This is a genomic window from Leptospiraceae bacterium, assembly GCA_016708435.1.
Taxonomy (GTDB): Bacteria; Spirochaetota; Leptospiria; order Leptospirales; family Leptospiraceae; genus UBA2033.
Window position 1 is genome coordinate 1 of the sequence record JADJFV010000033.1, and the last position, 16,790, is coordinate 16,790.

Consider the following 16,790-nt stretch of genomic DNA (forward strand, 5'->3'; position numbering starts at 1 on the left):
ATCCCCGGTCTTGCGGGGGAAAATGTTCGATCTCGCTACTTTACTCGATCAGGAAAATCCAAGGCTAGCAAGAGTTAAAAAATAGAGATACTGGGATGATTGATTGGACAAAATTTTTACCCGTTTAGTTCATAACATCTTATTATGAAGAGACGCAATCGATTTTGCTTTAGGCTTTTAACTTTGTGGGATTAGAATTGGTGAGAGAAGTTGGATGCAGATTACTAGAAAGACAAACGGCGATGATAACGCATACGCGGTCTATATTGGTAATGGCAATGCAAATACCTTTAATCGCACTGAAAATAATTTAGCGTTCATTGTTTACGTTAAGATAATATTTGACTATTCATCAAAATTATTTCTTCAATCTGAAAATGGTTCAATAACGGATTTTGAATTATATTGATAATTTACTAAGCCCGGTTTTTCTTGTTAGCCGCTGAAGTTTAATTGGACAATATAAATACTTGGGAAGTTGTGGGAGTGGTTTGTAGGAATGGTTTAGACGAATTAGATATGTTTAAACTTTTAAAAGAGTTGCATTCAATTACTACGGATAATAGTAACGAAAATTATTGGAATAAAATTTCCTTGAAATTAACTAAAGATGATAACGGGCAAGTCAATTATAATAACAATTTTATTTGGGATGAAGACTATACTAAAGACTAAATACATTTACGGAAATAGGAAGCGTTTACATTGACAAATTAACTGTAACTTCTATTTCTTTGAATTTGTTTGATTTCGTATCTTATATTGGTATAAATGCGATATAAAATTATGGAAAAATAAAGAGATTGTTTTTGTTATTAAATTCGAATGATTAAATTATGAGCCCTCGCAAGAAAGTTCTTTATTTAGATGTTTGTGCTTTGTGTCGCCCCTTGATGATCAATCTCAGATGAAAATAAAGCTAGAGACAGACAGTATATTTCTAATTTTAGAAAAAATAAAAGCAGGAAAATTCAAAATGCTTTTTTCGAAAATACACAATCTTGAAATAAAAGACATTCAGGAAAAAGAAGAACGAGAAGAGCTTTTGCAGTTTTTAGAGAAATACGGAAATGAAGAAAAGAATATAAATCAAGAGAAGATTAAAAATAGAATATTGGAATTTGAGAAAATGGGTTTCGGAATAGGCGATTCTGCTCATTTGGCTTTCGCAGAAAATAATACAGATTATTTTATTTCGGTTGATTCAAATCTTCTAAAAAATACAATAAGAAGGTAAAGGGAAAATGCTTGCTTTAAAGCCAGAAGATTTTATTGTAAGGGAGGAATACTATAAATGAAAGAAGATACCTTTTTTTAGACGAAGATGTTCTAGTCCACAAGGCAGTTAATGCATTAATGAAATCTCTTGGGCAAGTAGAAACAAAGCGTTTTTTATCTCTAAATAGTAATCGTAAAAGAAATGAATCTGTTAAAGGCACAAGCAGTGGCAATCCAATCTTAACCGCGAAAATTTTCTAAAGAGATTTTTTCTTTTTAATTTATGGGATTAGAAATTGATAGAATTATGGGAGAAGTTTAATGCAAATTAGCCGACAGGGCGCTAGAAAGAAAATAAGCGAAACAGATTATCTGGAAAGAACATTACAATCTTATAAGTCCTTACAAATTCCATCTTCTTAGTAATATACCAGGTTGTATTTTGGTGAGACAGGTCAGATATTGCCTTGTTATTTTATTTAGATAAAATTATTTGGGGCACTTCTCTCTTTTATATTCCATTTTCCAATAAGGCTCTTTTCATCAGGGCTATTTCTTTCTTGAGTCAACATATTTTTATTTTTATAAAACCTATAATCGGCTGAACCAGAACGTTGTTTTCTCGATTTTTCATTAAAGAAATAGAGATACACATTAATTGAATCTTTTCTATATTCAGACCTGTCATATTCTCTTATACCGGCTAGATCATTATGTTCAGTATATTTTCTATCGAATGGAGACTGTATTTGCAAAAACGATTTTATTGGATAACTACACATGTCTAATATCTCAATTTGGTTTGATTTGTATATGGAGTTAATGCCCAATTCCCCGTGCCAGATTCCTCTAATTGGAGGTGGAACTGATTTTAGAATAACTCCTGCCTCTAGTAATTCTTCAAATGTCTTTGCATTAACTGTTTTCTCCATCTTTCGCATGAATATTTTGCAAATAGAAACAAAGTATTAAAATTAGTATTTTCATCTTTTTCTCCTTATCTTCTAAACGTACAATAATTTCCACTAAAATTTTCATCACTAGTAGCTGTCACAAGACAAATACCTACATTACTACTGACATAGAGAATAACACTGATTATCCTTATTCGAGTTGCCTAACATTATACACGTAGAGACAGGTCTGAGACCTGTCTCTACTACTATTAAATTTTCCTTCATAACTATTCCCTCTCATCCTCCGTGCCTCGGTGGCAAATCCACCAATCACAAAAAATCGCTCCCTAAATAATGGATGACAGAAATAATTCCCCTTTGTTTCATGGAAGAACTATGCGAAGCTTTAGGCGATTATTTGCCTTGGCTTGTTTTTTGATAGGTTTCAACACTGTATTTGCAGTAGATTTTGAAGACCAAAATTTTACCCCGTTTAGTTCATAACACCTTATTATGAAAGAGACGCAATCCGATTTTGCTTTAGGCTTTTAACTTTGTGGGATTAGAATTATGAGAGAAGTTGGATGCAGATTACTAGAAAGAAAATAAAGAATTTTTGTGATAGTTATAAGTCAGCAAAACTATCCGCGTTACCGGATACAGGTCATTAGCCCCACTGGGAAAATCCAAATCTCTTTTGGAAAATAGTTAGAGATATTCTAGAAAGTTAAAGGAAAGTAAAAATTATGAGATTTTCATTAATATTTTTCTCATTACTACTTGGATGTAATACGAATTATATGGTAGGACCACAGACAATTAATAAAGTTGAGGCAGAAAAAGATATTCGGAAAGTTATTTTATTAAAAGCTTTAACTTGTGGGTATAATATAGCTCGTGCTGATGCAATTTCTAAATTGGGTAATGAGGAAACAGGAGGGGGGAGTTTTTTAAATTTTAAACTATTTAATATAGGATCTGAGGGAGTTACGTATGATAGAAATGCAGTAAAGAATTGCTTGCGGGCTATATCTGTTATGCCCTGTCAGAATAGCAAAACGGAAACAGCAATAGGAGATAATGAATTTGTTGCTACTTTAATTTTTACTAGGTATCACTCTTGCAATTTTAGACCGATTGAATTTTGGGAAATAAATGAACCAATAAAAGGAAGGTTGTAATGATTGTGAATAATGTTTCTTATGCGCTATTGACTTCTCGGCTTAGTCTCTTTTTTATTTTGCTTTGGATTGCGAACGACAGTTTACTAAAGAGTTTATTTCATAACGAAGTGACTGGAAAGTTAAGTGATATTACTGGATTATTTATCACTCCTCTTTTTCTTACGGCGATAACGAGATATTTAGCTTCAATATTAAAATTTCGTTTTAAGGAAATTAGCCTGCTTATTTTTTATATGCTTTTAACCTCTTTATTATTTATAGCGATTAATATTGATCAAAACCTCAATGATTTAATTGTAAAATCTATTTGGTTTTTCTATGATGCAAAAGGAACGGCGGATAATACCGATATTCTCTGCCTTGCAGTTTTTATTCCATTATTAGGTTTATTTCTAAGAAAACAAAAAATTTGTGTATCTGCTACGATTTTTAAATGGAAGGCATATATTGTTTTGCCACTAGTTAGTTTCGCAATCCTAAATACAAGCCCAGGGAAAAGCCCAGACACCGATGCAATGCGACTATTACTTTTTATGAGTTTGGCTGATACAAAAGATAAGATAACAATAACCAAACCCCTTAACGGAGAAACGTCTAAAGTTAATCAGCCAATTACATTTGAATGGAAATACAAAAACTATTATGGTCGATCTGAACCACCCGCATTCACATATAATTTAAAATGTGGAGAGTCTACACAATTTACCGAACAGGAATTAAAAGACTCAGGAAAATTTCTTGGCTATTTAGTCCAAGTATCCACAGACAAAGCCTTTGCTGTAACTCAGCATGATTTTTTTGCTGAGAACAAGGCAATGTCTACTTCCGGAAGCATTTTAAAAAGCGGTAAATATTTTATTCGAATTGCCTTGCAGTATAAGAATCATCCGAGTTGTGATAAATCAAGTCTGACCATTGGAAATGGAAGTGATACAATCGAACTGAATACTATTGATTAGCCGCAGGGTTCTCAAAGTTAAAGATCCATCTTAAAAATTTTACCCCGTTTAGTTCATAACACCTTATTATGAAAGAGACGCAATCCGATTTTGTTTTAAGCTTTTAACTTTGTGGGATAGAAGGAGATAGAATTATCGAGAAGTTGGATGCAATTTTCTAGAAAGAAAAGTGATTCTTGGCTTGTATTTATCGCAGATTAATACAAATTAACCACTCGAAGATTGAAGTTATTATACTTGCCTAAATAAATTACCTCATAAATTCTAAGCGAATGGATAATAAGAATATTTTTAAACCCTTCTTTACTAAGTCGTTTGGATTAGTATTTATAATTTCTATATTGGCTGGCTCATCTCTCTTTGCGATTTTTTATCAAGCGGAGACTAGAAGAAAAAAGAATCTATTGTTATACGATACAGTCCAAAATAATTCCCCCACACATGAATTGATCGAAGGAGTTGTTGTTCCACTGGATGGAAAAAAAATAATATCACCTTTTAAACAAACACCTTGCTTAGTTTATTGGTATTTCAAAACAGAGAAATATACGACGACTGATTCAAAAGGCAAATCGCAAACATCCACCCGAATAGTAAAAGAGGCTAATGAAAGGTTACCTTTTGAAATTAGAACTTCTAGAAATGATTTTTATAAAATTTACACTAAGATTGAATTTTTAAAACATGACTACACAGAAAGTATTCTCCCTGTCCAAGAAGATAAAAATAGTCACTATGAACTCATTTTAAAAGAAGGAGATATAGTTTCCGCACTTATAAAAAAGGAATTTAATTCTAGTTCATTGGTTGAAAATGAAATCTTAATTTATAAAGGTAAAAAGAAGCCTGGCTTACCGATTTAAAAAATCGCACTGAAACAAAATGGCACTTTATCCTGATTGGAATTTTCTTTGTTATATCTATTTCAATCTCAACCTTTACATATACTTATATGCGTAAATTGCAATTACGTTTAGATAAAGCTTAGCCCTTCTTGCAATAAATAAATATTAGTCAAGAGATTACATCCTCTTTGCCGCGAACCAAATATTTTTTAGTCCGATAATTTCAGACTTAATCTGCAATAAAGAATGTATAATTGCGTGGATTACTAGAAAGACAAGGATATTTTTTCGATTAATTAATTGGAAATTCCAAAGTAAACATAGTTCCATTTTTGTTTTCAAAAAAATGTTTTCCGTGTAGTTGCGCTGTAAGAAGTTGAATTAGTTTTAGACCAAATCCATTTGTAAAATCTTTTTTATCTTTAAAACCTGATCCATTGTCTTCGATGATTATTCTAACATTTTTTTCATTTTTTACGGATTGTAATCGGAGTATATTTTTATTATCCTCACGGAACGCATACTTAATAGAATTAGTAATAACCTCGTTTACAATAATTCCAACCGGAAAAAGAATTCTAGTGTTTAAATTAAAATCTTCAATTTCTTCTTTAAGTTGAATTGATTTTGAATTGGAGGCTAATTCTAGAATCTTTTTTGCCAAATCAGATAGATACGCCTTAACGGATACTACTTTAAAGTCAGCTGTTCTATAAAGTTTATCATACAAAATACCCATACCATTGATGCGACTCATTGCTTCCATTAATATAGAGGATGCTTCTTCGTTTTCAATGGAACTTGCATGTATGCTTAGTAAACCCGCAATTGCCTGCATATTATTTTTAATTCTGTGATGAACTTCTTTTAAAAGAAGTTCTTTTTCTAGTAGTAGTTCTTTAATCTTATTTTCCGAGATTTTTCTCTCCGTAATATCTTGAATGGTTCCTGCTATGTAAACTAGCTTGTCGTTATTAAACTTTAATTCTCCTTCTCCTAAAATAAATCGAATTTGATTGTTGGGTGAAAGAATTCTTACTTCTATTGGTCGTGGCTTATATCCATTAACTGCTTTTATCATTAAGAATCTGACTCGATTACGATCTTCTGGATGAAATACTTTTAGAATTTCTGGAAATGTGCCTTGAAAACTTTCTTTTTTTAAATTAAATAGATTATAGAGTTCATCGGATAATTCTATTATGCCTGTTTCTTTATTCCAATGCCAGCTTCCGAGTTTACTTATTCTTTGCGCTTCTCTTAATTTCTTTTCACTTTCAATTATTTTTTCTTCAGAAATTTTTTTGTCTGTAATGTCCCTTAGAATAATCGTAAATATTTTTTCATTTCCAATTTCTATTTGTGAGATAGAAGCCTCCATTGGAAATTCGTTTCCATTTGATCTTCTTCCTGATACAATGCTCAAGGCATTCATAGTTCGAGTAGTTACACCTGTTTTTTCAAATTCTATGATATGCTTTAAATGAATCGAGTGAAATCTTTCCGGTATCAACTTATTGATTGAATGTCCTAGTATATCATTGCTTTCATATCCAAATATTTTTATGGCAGCAGGGTTAATGAGTATTATCTTGTGGTTTTTATCTATGCTTATAATTCCATCCATTGCAGATTCGATTATACCAACCAGGCGATTTTTATTTTCTAGAATAGTAAATTCCTGAAGTTTTAATTTTTCTTCTATGTTTTTTATTTTTGTTAAATCTCGATTTATACTTACAATTCCAATGCAAATATTTTCTGGATTGTAAAGTTTTGATACGAAACCTTGTATTAATATTTCAGAGTTGTCTTTTCTTTTTTGTATAACTTCTCCAGTCCATTGACCTTCTGTTAATAGGAAAGATTTTACTTCTTCTCTGGTTGCATTCTGGAAGTTTGACTTTAAAATTTCAGAACTTGGTTATCCAATTACTTCTTCTTTGGTGTAGCCATAAATGAATTCAGCGCCCTTATTCCAACTAGTTATTTTAAAATCTAAATCGGTGCAGACTATCGCATCGCTAACACTATCGAATACATTTGCCTGGTAAAACAATTGCTCTTCTTGCTTTTTCTTTATGGATACATCTCTAATAATGGATAGATGCATTCCAGTTAGAAAATGTGCAACTGCTTGAAACTCTAAGTATATTTTTTTCCCATCTTTGGATACAGCCTCGTATTCTCCTGAAGCTGTTCCTTTCTCCTGAAATTGCTTCCACATCAATTTCCAATCTTCTAATTTTACGATCGGTGTAATGTCCAGGGAATGTCTTCCAATAAATTCGGATTGAGCAAATCCAAACAATTGAGCTGCTGCTGGATTTGCGTCTATAATATATCCTTCATTATCGGTTATTAGTATTGCGTCTAACGCAGAATTAAATAGATTTTGATATTTTTTTTCATTTATGAAGAGAGCTTCTTCTTTTTGATATTTTTCTGTTACGTCAGAAAAAACTAAAACTGCTCCCGATATATTTTTTTGGTAATCGAAAATTGGTGCTGCTGTGTCGGCAATTTGATATTCTTTTTTATATTTTGAAATCAGAATTGTATGATTTGCTAATCCAACGATCTTTCCAGATTCAAGAACTTTTTTTACAGGGTTAAAAACTCTTTCTCTTGTGAAAGCATTTTCGATTTGGAAAATAGAATCGAGTGGCATTTGATAGGCATCTTTAAAATCCCAACCACATAATTTTTCTGCAATTGGATTCATAATAGTTATATTTCCATTTAGATCCGTTGTAATGAATTCATCACCGATCGATTGAATTGTAATTTGAAGTCTTTCCTCACTTTCCTTTAATTTTTTATTACTATAATAAAGTTTTAGTGCCATCTTGATGCTTGTGAGTAATACGGTGTTGCCGGAGTTCTTGACTATGTATCCATACGAGGTAATGTCTTCTGTTTTTTCTACTACATCCTTCTCTACATGTGATGATAAAAAAACTAAAGGTATGTTAAATTCATTTACAATAATTTTCGCGGCTTCTGTTCCAATCATATTTTCACTTCCTAAATCAATATCCATCAAGATTAGATGAACTCCATTTGAATTTGATTTTAGATAGTCGATTGCATTCTCGCCGGAGTATGCATGAATTACTTTAAACCCTTCTTTTTCTAAAAAGATAGTCTCTGATAGTGCTATAATCGGATCGTCTTCTATTAGTAAAAGAGTATGTATAACATTGTTTATCATCTTTGACTCCAAGCCTCCAATTATGGGTTAATCTTGATAAACCTCTACAGAAGAGCAAGATAAAAACTAATTCTTCTAATTATATTAGACTTTTGAAATATTAAATGACCAATTTAGGTGTTATTACTTGTGGATACATACGCTTAACCACATCTATACCTGTTAATGGACGATGTTTGCAATTAGTAAGTATTAGGGATTGATAGATTTTGCTAAGTTGACTCCCAAGCTATTTCCATCTAACTCAGAAATCTTACAGCAAGCTTAATCGTTCTAGTCTTTTCTCTTTTTATACTAAGACATATTAGTTTTCCGGGGAAACTTTTTTTTCCGTCAGTGAGCACTTGAACAATTATGCCTGCTTCATCACGTTCGTTTGTGCGGTATACCAAATGCGAGTTCTATAAAGTTCTTGACGGAAATTACTTTTGTCATTTGGTATATTTGCGAGAAGTGGTATTTAAGCTTTCAATTTTGTAGGATAGGAGAAGATAGAATTATGGGAGAAGTTGAATGCAGATTGCTGGAAAGAAAATGGCTTGAAATATAATTGCTTATTGTTCAAATTGAGTGTATGAAAGTTTTAATTGATATACCTGACAAGAAAGCTGATTTTATAATTGAAGTTTTACATAATTTTCATTCATAAAGACTACTACAATTACTCCTCAAAAAGCTGACCTTCTTAAAGATTTAAAAGATTCTGTAGACCAAATTAACTCTTTTAAGAAAGGCAAAAGACTCTGTCACAGATAAAGAATTAATTGAAATATTAAATACTATTGAGTAAACCTAACGGGATTAAAACCCTATCAAACAAAAGTTATACATTTTACTCCGTTTACTTCAAAATACCTTTTTATGAAAGAGAAGCAATCCGATTTTGCTTTAAGCTTTTAATTTGTGGGATAGAATGGAATAGAAGTATGGGAAAAGTTGGATGCAATTTACTCGAAAGATAATGATGCTTCGCAAGATCGGACAGTCAATTAATGCGGGTTCTGTTGCAGCGCAAGAAGCGGTATGCAATTATGAGGGTGACAATGATCGTTAATTTAAGCCAATTGTTAGTTTTACTATTTTTCTTTTTCTCTTTGTATAATTGTAATGTTTATGAGGATATCAAATTAAAAAGACAAGGATGTAATTACAATATCGATATTATTATTTTTTGCCAAAGGTTTCTAGAAAAAACAACCACAAATCAAACTCCAAGGAACTCTGAAATTCAATCATGCTTGACCACTATTTACCGCATGGAGGAATGCAAAAGAAAATTGAGGGAAAGTGATATTCCATGATTCTTAAGTGGATAATTACAATGAATAACTCAAATCCACACCAAAGCCCCGCGTTAGCGATCAAACCGGTGTCAATAAATTGCGTGAAACAAGAAGCCTCAGCTTATCGTAGACAGCGCAATTTATTGACAGTAGCTGAGAGCCTGACGGCGCATTACATGGAGTATCTTCTCTTAATGCGTTTAATATTGCTTATCCACATAATCCGCCGAACGCCCAGACCAATCAAACGAAGACCAGTAGGACTTGCAACAAAGCTATCGAATGGGAATAGAGAGTGCAACGTCTTACAACTATGACCAGAAGAGTAATAGAACGCAAGGAACAGGCACTTAAATTTTTACTAGGAATGAAAAGTAGACCCTTTTTTAAACTTGTCAAATCTAGAATCATTCTAATTAAGTATAAAATAAACTATATATAAAATATCTTGGAGTAAAAAATGGAAGAAAATGCACTATTGTTGTATGGAATTCGTTGGATTCATTACGTTTCCGGCGTTTGTTGGATCGGGCTTCTTTATTTCTTAAACTTAGTAAACGTCCCTTTACAGGGAAAGCTTGATGCAGGAGTAAAAAAAGTTCTCACACCTGAATTAATGCCTCGCGTTCTTTTTTGGTTTAGATGGGCGGCTATGTTCACTTTCTTATCGGGCTTAACTTACTATGCTGTTTTTTTTGAAATGGGTCACATGAGAGTGCAATCTCCGAATTGGACTATCTGGATTTTATTAGGGATGCTCCTTGGAACAATCATGTGGTTTAATGTTTGGTTCGTAATCTGGCCTAACCAAAGAAAAATTATCAACGGGGTTAAGAGTGGTAATCCGGCAGATCCATCTATCCCTAAAAAAGCGCTTCTGTTTTCTAGAATCAATACTTTTCTTTCTGTTCCTATGTTATTTTTCATGGGCTATGGAAGACATGCAGGTGGAAATGTTTCGATTTTCTCTGTCGAAGGTTTAGTTGTTGTTGTTCTCGCTGGTGCAATTGGCTCCGCTGTAGTTTTGTTTGCTATCAAACAATCTGCAACTATTAGCACAGAAGTTTAATTTTTCTATTATAGCTTTTGGCTGTGTGTAGGACTTGATGAATCAAGTCCTACACACAGCCTTATCACTTTCCTTTTACTTATAATAATTCATTGACAATTTACATTGTTTCCTAATAATAACTGTCTAAATCTTGCTCTGGACAAAGTATGAAAAACAATTGGAATTATTTTAATAATGGTATCGTATTTTTTGTTTTCCTTTTTTTCTTTTCTTTGAATCTTTTTTCTGAAACAATCATCTTACGAAATGGGAATGTTAAGAAAGGAAGAATTGTAAGCCAGGATAAGTTGAGCATGGTTTTCGAAGAGAAAGATGCGAAAGAGCCAGAAGTTTTCTCCAAAAAAGAAATTCTCAAGATATCCTACAAGGACTTAACGCAAGCAGAAATCAATCAACTTCTAAAAGAATCTGGTAGTGGAGATGTTTTGGATGTTTCTCCTGGTGCACCTGTTTTAGATCCCGTCGGTGGACGTCGTAATATTACTCTCGGTAAAGCAGTTCTCAGATCTCTTGTTCTTCCGGGTTGGGGGCAAATGTATCAAAACCGCCAAATTGCCGGCACAGCTTACTTTTTATTTTTCTTAGGCGGCATTGGTTTTTCTGCTTATCAATACAAAGAATTTAAAGCAGAAAGTCATGATTATGACTATAAGGCCAATACTTATTTGTTTGCTTTGTATTCTCGTGATTCGTCTTCCCAATTTCTTGCTAGGTCAGCAATGCATTCTCAGAAAAGCGAAGTAGATCGTGCTCTTCACCGAGCAGAAATTGCCGGTGGAGTTTTAGCTGGAATTTATTTGTTAAATCTTTTTGATGTTGTGATCTTTCGCCCTAAAGACAATCTTTCTTTAAGAGCTTCTGCGTTTACTGATACGTTATCCGTAAAGTTAGAATATAGATTTTAATTTATCGATTATCGTATTTCTGTTTCAAAACTTCTCTGAAAGTTTTATGAAATTTGCGCTCTTTTTGTTTTCTTTGTAGCATAGCAGATTCGTCTACTCTGGATTCTAAGTATTCTAACTCACGCTTCATTTTTTCATAATTTGCAAACCTTTCTTCAGAAATTTCTCCGTTTGCGATTGCCTCTTTAATTTTACAGCCGGGTTCAGATTCATGCTTGCAGTCTACGAATTTGCAAAGAGCGGATAATGAGTCTATGTCGGCAAATGTTTCTTGTAACATAGACTCATCTCCCCAGAGTTGAATTTCTCTTAGTCCGGGTGTATCAATCAATAATCCATTGTCTAATACGAATAATTCTCTATGAGTTGTAGTGTGTTTTCCTCTCGAATCAGCTTCCCGTATCTCATTTGTTTTTTGTAACTCTCTTCTGCTTAATTTATTTATGAGAGTTGATTTGCCTGCTCCTGAATGTCCGATAAAAGCGATTGTATTGCCGGAATTTAAATAAGTTTTGATTATTCCTAAACTGTCTTCTTCGAGGGAACTGATTGCATGAACTTTTGCTCCTATCGCAGCAGATTCAGCTTCTAATAGAATGGATTCGGGAGACTCACACAAATCTTTCTTGCTAAGAATCACAACGGGAATTGCACCACTCTCCCAACTGATACTAAGATATCTCTCAATTCTATTCACATTAAACGTTGCATCCATTGATTGCACAATGAATATATAGTCGATATTGCTGCAAAGGATTTGTTCTTCGATTGTTTTACCGGGAGATTTACGAGAGAGCTTTGTTTTTCTTGGAAGGATTACATGAATAATACACTTTGCTTCTCCTTCCAATCTTTGTATAGCGACCCAGTCTCCTACAACTGGAAAGTCTTGGCGGTTAATCGCTGTATATCGTAGCTTGCCTGAAATTTCTCCCAGGTATTCACCCTGGTCATCTTGAACACGATAAATACCTTTATGCTCTGATATGATTCTTGCAGGCAAATAGGAAGTATTCTCTACTTTTGAAAATTCATTTCTGAAAAACTCATTGTATCCTAAAGCAGGTAGAGAAATCATCATAGAATTAATTTTGTTGAATGCTCTTTAATATTTCTTCAATTTCATTTTCGTGGAATTGATTTTCTATTAAGTTTTCTGTTATATCAATAATCATATAGCTTTCATCTTTGAGTGGATAAATATAAAAGCCGGTCTTTGAATAGCGCGGGCGAATAATATCATAGAACGTCCAAAAATTTCCCTGCCATTTCTTTTCTGGATGTAAGTGTTCGCCCAGGTTTTTAATTTCTTCCCTATTGCCCTGGTGTTTTTCAAAATCTAAAATGGAGATGTATTCTTCTTTGATTGTATTTGGATCTACTTTGATTAACTGAGGAATAAAAAACAATCGGACGAGTGGATAACGATTTGGATCTGTTTCTGCAGATGACAGGATACCAGCGATTTGCCCCGATCCTGTTTTTTCTTTCATGGTTAGTGTTTTTGGGTTATGAAAGAAATAGTCTTTCGGAAGTTTTAGACTTAAAGAAAGAGATTCATTTTTGAGAGTTCGTGTTGGCTCATCATAGGACCACTGAGTCAGGTCTTTTTCTTGCGTATCATATTTATTTTCGAAAGACCGATTGAATAGATACATTTCCGAAAATTGTAAATACTTAAAGGTTAAAAGTCCATTTACAAAAATGGTCATCGCAACCAGGAGGATTCGATAGTAAACAACAGCCCGAATGATTCGGTAGAAGAAAAAAAACAGTAAAACAAAAACTAAAAAGATAATACCTGCCTGATTTTCAAAGAAACCAAAACCATAGACTGTGGCAATGACAGTGGACAAAAAGAGAAATTCTTGCCAAAGTATAAAATCTTTTTTAAACAAATGCTTTAGCGCGAGGATGCTCAAAAAGAAAGTAAGGAGAGAAACGATAAGGGTGGTGGTGATTAAGATCAAAATGACGAAAAATGGCAGATGATCTTCATGATTATAAAGAAAAGGAATGGCAAGTAGTGTATAAATGCAAATAATTTTCCAAAGGAAACTTAATGAATTATACTTTTTGGAGACTCGACCGAATATATTAGTAAGAAAAGTAAGGGATTTCATTATGTCGCCAGTAAAAGATTTTTTATCGATTCTCCAGAGTGATTACCATAATTTTGAAAAGTATTTCAAGTCCTTATTGAAAAACTATTCCCGATTATATGATTTTGTAGAAAGAGTCATACAAATTATTCCATTAGAAGTTTTTGTTCTATTATTTCTATCTATCATCATCTTGATTTTAATCAATAGTGTATCTCCCTCCACTTCCAAAGTCAATTTGCTCTTTGCAGTTCTTGCATCCGTTGGAATTTACTTTGTTATTGCTAAAGTCGGAATAGTTAATAAAAAACGATTCAGCGATTCAATGGATAGAACTTTCATTTCAGCTCTACTCATTCTTGTTCCAGTTTATTCCTTCTACTTTCTGACCTTATTATACAAGTATTTAATCGCGCTCTACAGGAAAAGAAAAATTGCTTCTTCTGAGTCGATGGAGAAATCTATTTTCCATTTGCAATCGGCTTATAGTGAATTAATGGCTGAATACTATGTTCTGGCAGATCGAAACTATGACTCAACCAAATTAAAAGAAAAAATCCAAATTCTTCAAATTGCAAGTGATGGACTCTTAGATTTATTAAAACCTGTTCCTAAGCCTGTGGCAAATGTAAATGACGTGAATGCCATTAGTGACGCAGAAACGGTAAGTCAGTAAATTTTTCGGTTGCTTATATGCTCTGAAATATTCTCCTTTTATTGATTTACATTTATGAAACGGAAATTTTACTTCTTTAGCCTTTGTTTTATTTTCTGCTTTCTTGTCCATTGTAAGGACAAGGAAACGGTTAATAACAATATTCCCCAAGAAGGAAAGAAATCCGAATTTATAAAAGCGAAGATTGATTGGAATTATATAGACATTCCAGCAGAGATGAAAATCTATGAAGTAAAATCTCAAATTGCCTATAATGTTTGGGATACTCAATCCGTTTCGTCGATTGATTCTTCGCCGGCCTCGACAGAAATTCCTGAATCAACTATAGTTGTTCAATCGGGTCGTTATAAAGAATTTGTTCTAGGAATGCAGAATAACACAGATAAGCCAATTTTTTTCTTTGCCTCCCCGCATAACGTTCAGCCTCCTCAGTATTCTTTAGGATTTAAGTTTAAATGCCTTTGTATCAATCACGCTTTTACAATAAAACCAAAAGAATTCTGGTATCGGGTTGTGCGACTAAATATTGATAAGGACTTTCGGGGTGATAGTTTTATTATCAAACACGACCTAATCGGCATCACAGAAGAAAGAATGAAAGAATTTGAATTCAAACCTTGATTCTTTTCTTTAAAAAAATCTTGCGGAATGCAAGGAAGCTGAATTTCTGTATTTAGGCAATGGAAAAATTCGTTTTTTATCTCTATGTTACTAGTGGAACTAAATCCTCAGAAAATGCTATAACGGATACGAAAGCATTTTGTGAGGAGGAAATCCAGTCCAATTACGAAATCTTTATAGTAGATGTATTAGAAGAGCCTTTTCTCGCAGAGGAATCTAAGATTCTTGTAACTCCAACCCTAATAAAAGAAAGTCCAGGAAAGCCGATTCGCCTAATTGGCAATTTTAATAATAAGAATAAACTTTTGCAGACATTTGAATTAGAAAAGGTCTATGGATAAACAAAGCGAAAATCACAAAGAAGAAATTATCAAAGCTCTCCGAAAAGAACTAGTATCTAGTGAACTTCGTTTTCAAAAAATAATTATTCATAATTCAATTTCTATTTTGATTGTAAGTCAAAATGGTATTATCCGCTTTGCAAATCCAGCCGCCGAGTATCTGTTTCATAAATCTAAAGAAAAGCTAATCGGTCAACCATTGGGTTATCCAATGTTATGTGATGAAGTCGCAGAAATCATTATACCTGCCAGAAATTCTATAAACTTAATTGTTGAAATGAGAGTTGTGGAAACTATTTGGGAAGAAGAAGCAGTATTTCTTGTATCTATGAGAGATGTTACCGAGCGCAGAAATATGGAAGAGCAACTGCGTATAGGCGAAGAGAGATATAGAAGCTTAGTAGAATTATCGCCTTTCGGAATTTTTGTTCATATGGAAGGTAAATGCGTATTTGCCAATAGTGCAGGTATTCAACTTCTAGGCGGAAATTATCCGGAAGACGTTATTGGGCAGAGCGTAATGCGATTTGTCCACCCCGAATATAGAGAGCTTGTGGTATCTCGAATTAAAAGTCTTCTTACAGATGAAAGACAATTAGTTCCGATTGAGGAGAAGTTTATCAAGCTAGATGGCACGCCTATCGACGTGGAAGTTTCTGGAATAAAACTTGATTATAGCGGTAAAATTGCTGTTCAGCTTGTCGTTATCGATATTACCGAGCGCAAAAAAGCCGAAGAAGCGATTAGAAGTTTAAATGTAGAACTTGAAGCTACTGTTCGCGATAGAACAAAGCAATTAGAAATTATGAATAGTGAGTTAAATGCATTTCGTTTTTCAGTTTCAGAAGATTCACAAGCACCTCTTAAAGCTATCAATGGATTTGTAAAAGCGTTAGGTGATCGATCCAATCAAAAATTAGATGAAATAGAAATATCTTATATAGAGAAAATTAAGAATGCAGCAGCGAACATCAATTCACAGATTGAAGACCTATTAAGTCTTGCAAAAATTACAAGAACAGAACTAGACCTTCATTCTATTAATCTTACTTCTCTTTGCAAAGAGATTGTAAATGAAATCAATCAATCAAACTCATCGAATGATCTAGAACTAAATCTTCAAACAGGAATGAGTATTTATGCAGATCCAAATCTAATGCGCATTGTGATGAATAATCTTTTAGACAATGCAATCAAATTTACCAAACACCGACAGTATGCCAAAATTGAAGTAGGATGCTTTACAAAAGATGGAAGGGTAATCGTTTTTGTTCGTGACAATGGTGCTGGCTTTAATATGCAATACGCAGAAAGACTATTCGAACCATTTCAACGCTTTCATTCGAGTGATGAATTTGAAGGTTCTGGTGTGGGGCTAGCCTTTGTTAGCCGTATTATTGATAAGCATAATGGTCAAATCTGGGCGGAAAGCGATGAAGGAAAAGGCTCTACGTTCTATTTTGTAGTGGAATGA

16 protein-coding genes are annotated in these 16,790 nt (G+C 33.3%); 11 read left to right on the forward strand and 5 right to left on the reverse strand.

The window, feature by feature from the left end; all coding sequences use genetic code 11:
- Window positions 1–486: 486 nt before the first annotated feature.
- Together IPH52_20765 and IPH52_20770 are read left to right on the forward strand one after the other, a co-directional pair.
- Window positions 487–675, forward strand: a complete 189-nt coding sequence (locus IPH52_20765) for a hypothetical protein (GenBank protein ID MBK7057434.1) — start codon at window positions 487–489, stop codon at window positions 673–675.
- Between the two features lie 232 nt (window positions 676–907).
- Complete coding sequence (locus IPH52_20770; GenBank protein ID MBK7057435.1) at window positions 908–1,237, forward strand: hypothetical protein; 330 nt, start codon at window positions 908–910, stop codon at window positions 1,235–1,237.
- A 460-nt stretch (window positions 1,238–1,697) separates the two neighbouring features.
- Here the strand turns inward: IPH52_20770 and IPH52_20775 are convergent, their stop codons facing one another.
- Window positions 1,698–2,150 (reverse strand): hypothetical protein, encoded by a 453-nt coding sequence (locus IPH52_20775; GenBank protein ID MBK7057436.1) that lies wholly within the window; start codon window positions 2,148–2,150, stop codon window positions 1,698–1,700.
- 710 nt (window positions 2,151–2,860) lie between these two features.
- Here IPH52_20775 and IPH52_20780 point away from each other — a divergent pair.
- The 3 genes from IPH52_20780 to IPH52_20790 all read left to right on the forward strand — a co-directional run bounded on the left by IPH52_20780 (window position 2,861) and on the right by IPH52_20790 (window position 5,120).
- Complete coding sequence (locus tag IPH52_20780) at window positions 2,861–3,295, forward strand: hypothetical protein (GenBank protein MBK7057437.1); 435 nt, start codon at window positions 2,861–2,863, stop codon at window positions 3,293–3,295.
- On the forward strand, window positions 3,295–4,257 hold the full coding sequence (locus tag IPH52_20785) for a hypothetical protein (GenBank protein MBK7057438.1): 963 nt from the start codon (window positions 3,295–3,297) through the stop codon (window positions 4,255–4,257). Before IPH52_20780 ends, IPH52_20785 begins: the two co-directional genes overlap by 1 nt.
- 272 nt (window positions 4,258–4,529) lie before the next feature.
- Window positions 4,530–5,120: a hypothetical protein gene (locus IPH52_20790; protein ID MBK7057439.1), complete on the forward strand. Its 591-nt coding sequence runs from the start codon at window positions 4,530–4,532 to the stop codon at window positions 5,118–5,120.
- A gap of 274 nt (window positions 5,121–5,394) precedes the next feature.
- On the opposite strand, the gene IPH52_20795 is transcribed toward IPH52_20790, so the two are convergent.
- Window positions 5,395–6,729 (reverse strand): PAS domain S-box protein, encoded by a 1,335-nt coding sequence (locus IPH52_20795; GenBank protein MBK7057440.1) that lies wholly within the window; start codon window positions 6,727–6,729, stop codon window positions 5,395–5,397.
- Between the two features lie 297 nt (window positions 6,730–7,026).
- Entirely contained in the window at window positions 7,027–8,316 is a 1,290-nt protein-coding gene (locus IPH52_20800) for a PAS domain S-box protein (GenBank protein ID MBK7057441.1), read from the reverse strand.
- 1,743 nt (window positions 8,317–10,059) lie between these two features.
- Here IPH52_20800 and IPH52_20805 point away from each other — a divergent pair.
- A complete protein-coding gene (locus IPH52_20805; GenBank protein MBK7057442.1) occupies window positions 10,060–10,668 on the forward strand; it encodes a urate hydroxylase PuuD in 609 nt (202 codons plus the stop codon).
- Between the two features lie 149 nt (window positions 10,669–10,817).
- Complete coding sequence (locus tag IPH52_20810) at window positions 10,818–11,576, forward strand: hypothetical protein (protein MBK7057443.1); 759 nt, start codon at window positions 10,818–10,820, stop codon at window positions 11,574–11,576.
- Window position 11,577: 1 nt separating this feature from the next.
- On the opposite strand, the gene rsgA is transcribed toward IPH52_20810, so the two are convergent.
- Together rsgA and IPH52_20820 are read right to left on the reverse strand one after the other, a co-directional pair.
- The gene (gene rsgA / locus IPH52_20815) at window positions 11,578–12,657 is read right to left on the reverse strand and encodes a ribosome small subunit-dependent GTPase A (GenBank protein MBK7057444.1); all 1,080 of its coding nucleotides are present in this window, start codon (window positions 12,655–12,657) and stop codon (window positions 11,578–11,580) included.
- A gap of 4 nt (window positions 12,658–12,661) precedes the next feature.
- A complete protein-coding gene (locus IPH52_20820) occupies window positions 12,662–13,432 on the reverse strand; it encodes a hypothetical protein (GenBank protein MBK7057445.1) in 771 nt (256 codons plus the stop codon).
- 268 nt (window positions 13,433–13,700) lie between these two features.
- On the opposite strand from IPH52_20820, the gene IPH52_20825 reads away from it, so the two are divergent.
- From IPH52_20825 to IPH52_20840, 4 genes are read left to right on the forward strand one after another with little or no spacing between them, the layout of a single operon-like run.
- Window positions 13,701–14,354, forward strand: a complete 654-nt coding sequence (locus IPH52_20825) for a hypothetical protein (protein MBK7057446.1) — start codon at window positions 13,701–13,703, stop codon at window positions 14,352–14,354.
- Window positions 14,355–14,408: 54 nt separating this feature from the next.
- Window positions 14,409–14,975, forward strand: coding sequence for a hypothetical protein (locus IPH52_20830; protein MBK7057447.1), 567 nt, complete (start codon window positions 14,409–14,411; stop codon window positions 14,973–14,975).
- 59 nt (window positions 14,976–15,034) lie between these two features.
- Window positions 15,035–15,316: a circadian clock KaiB family protein gene (locus tag IPH52_20835; GenBank protein MBK7057448.1), complete on the forward strand. Its 282-nt coding sequence runs from the start codon at window positions 15,035–15,037 to the stop codon at window positions 15,314–15,316.
- The gene (locus tag IPH52_20840) at window positions 15,309–16,790 is read left to right on the forward strand and encodes a PAS domain S-box protein (GenBank protein MBK7057449.1); all 1,482 of its coding nucleotides are present in this window, start codon (window positions 15,309–15,311) and stop codon (window positions 16,788–16,790) included. Before IPH52_20835 ends, IPH52_20840 begins: the two co-directional genes overlap by 8 nt.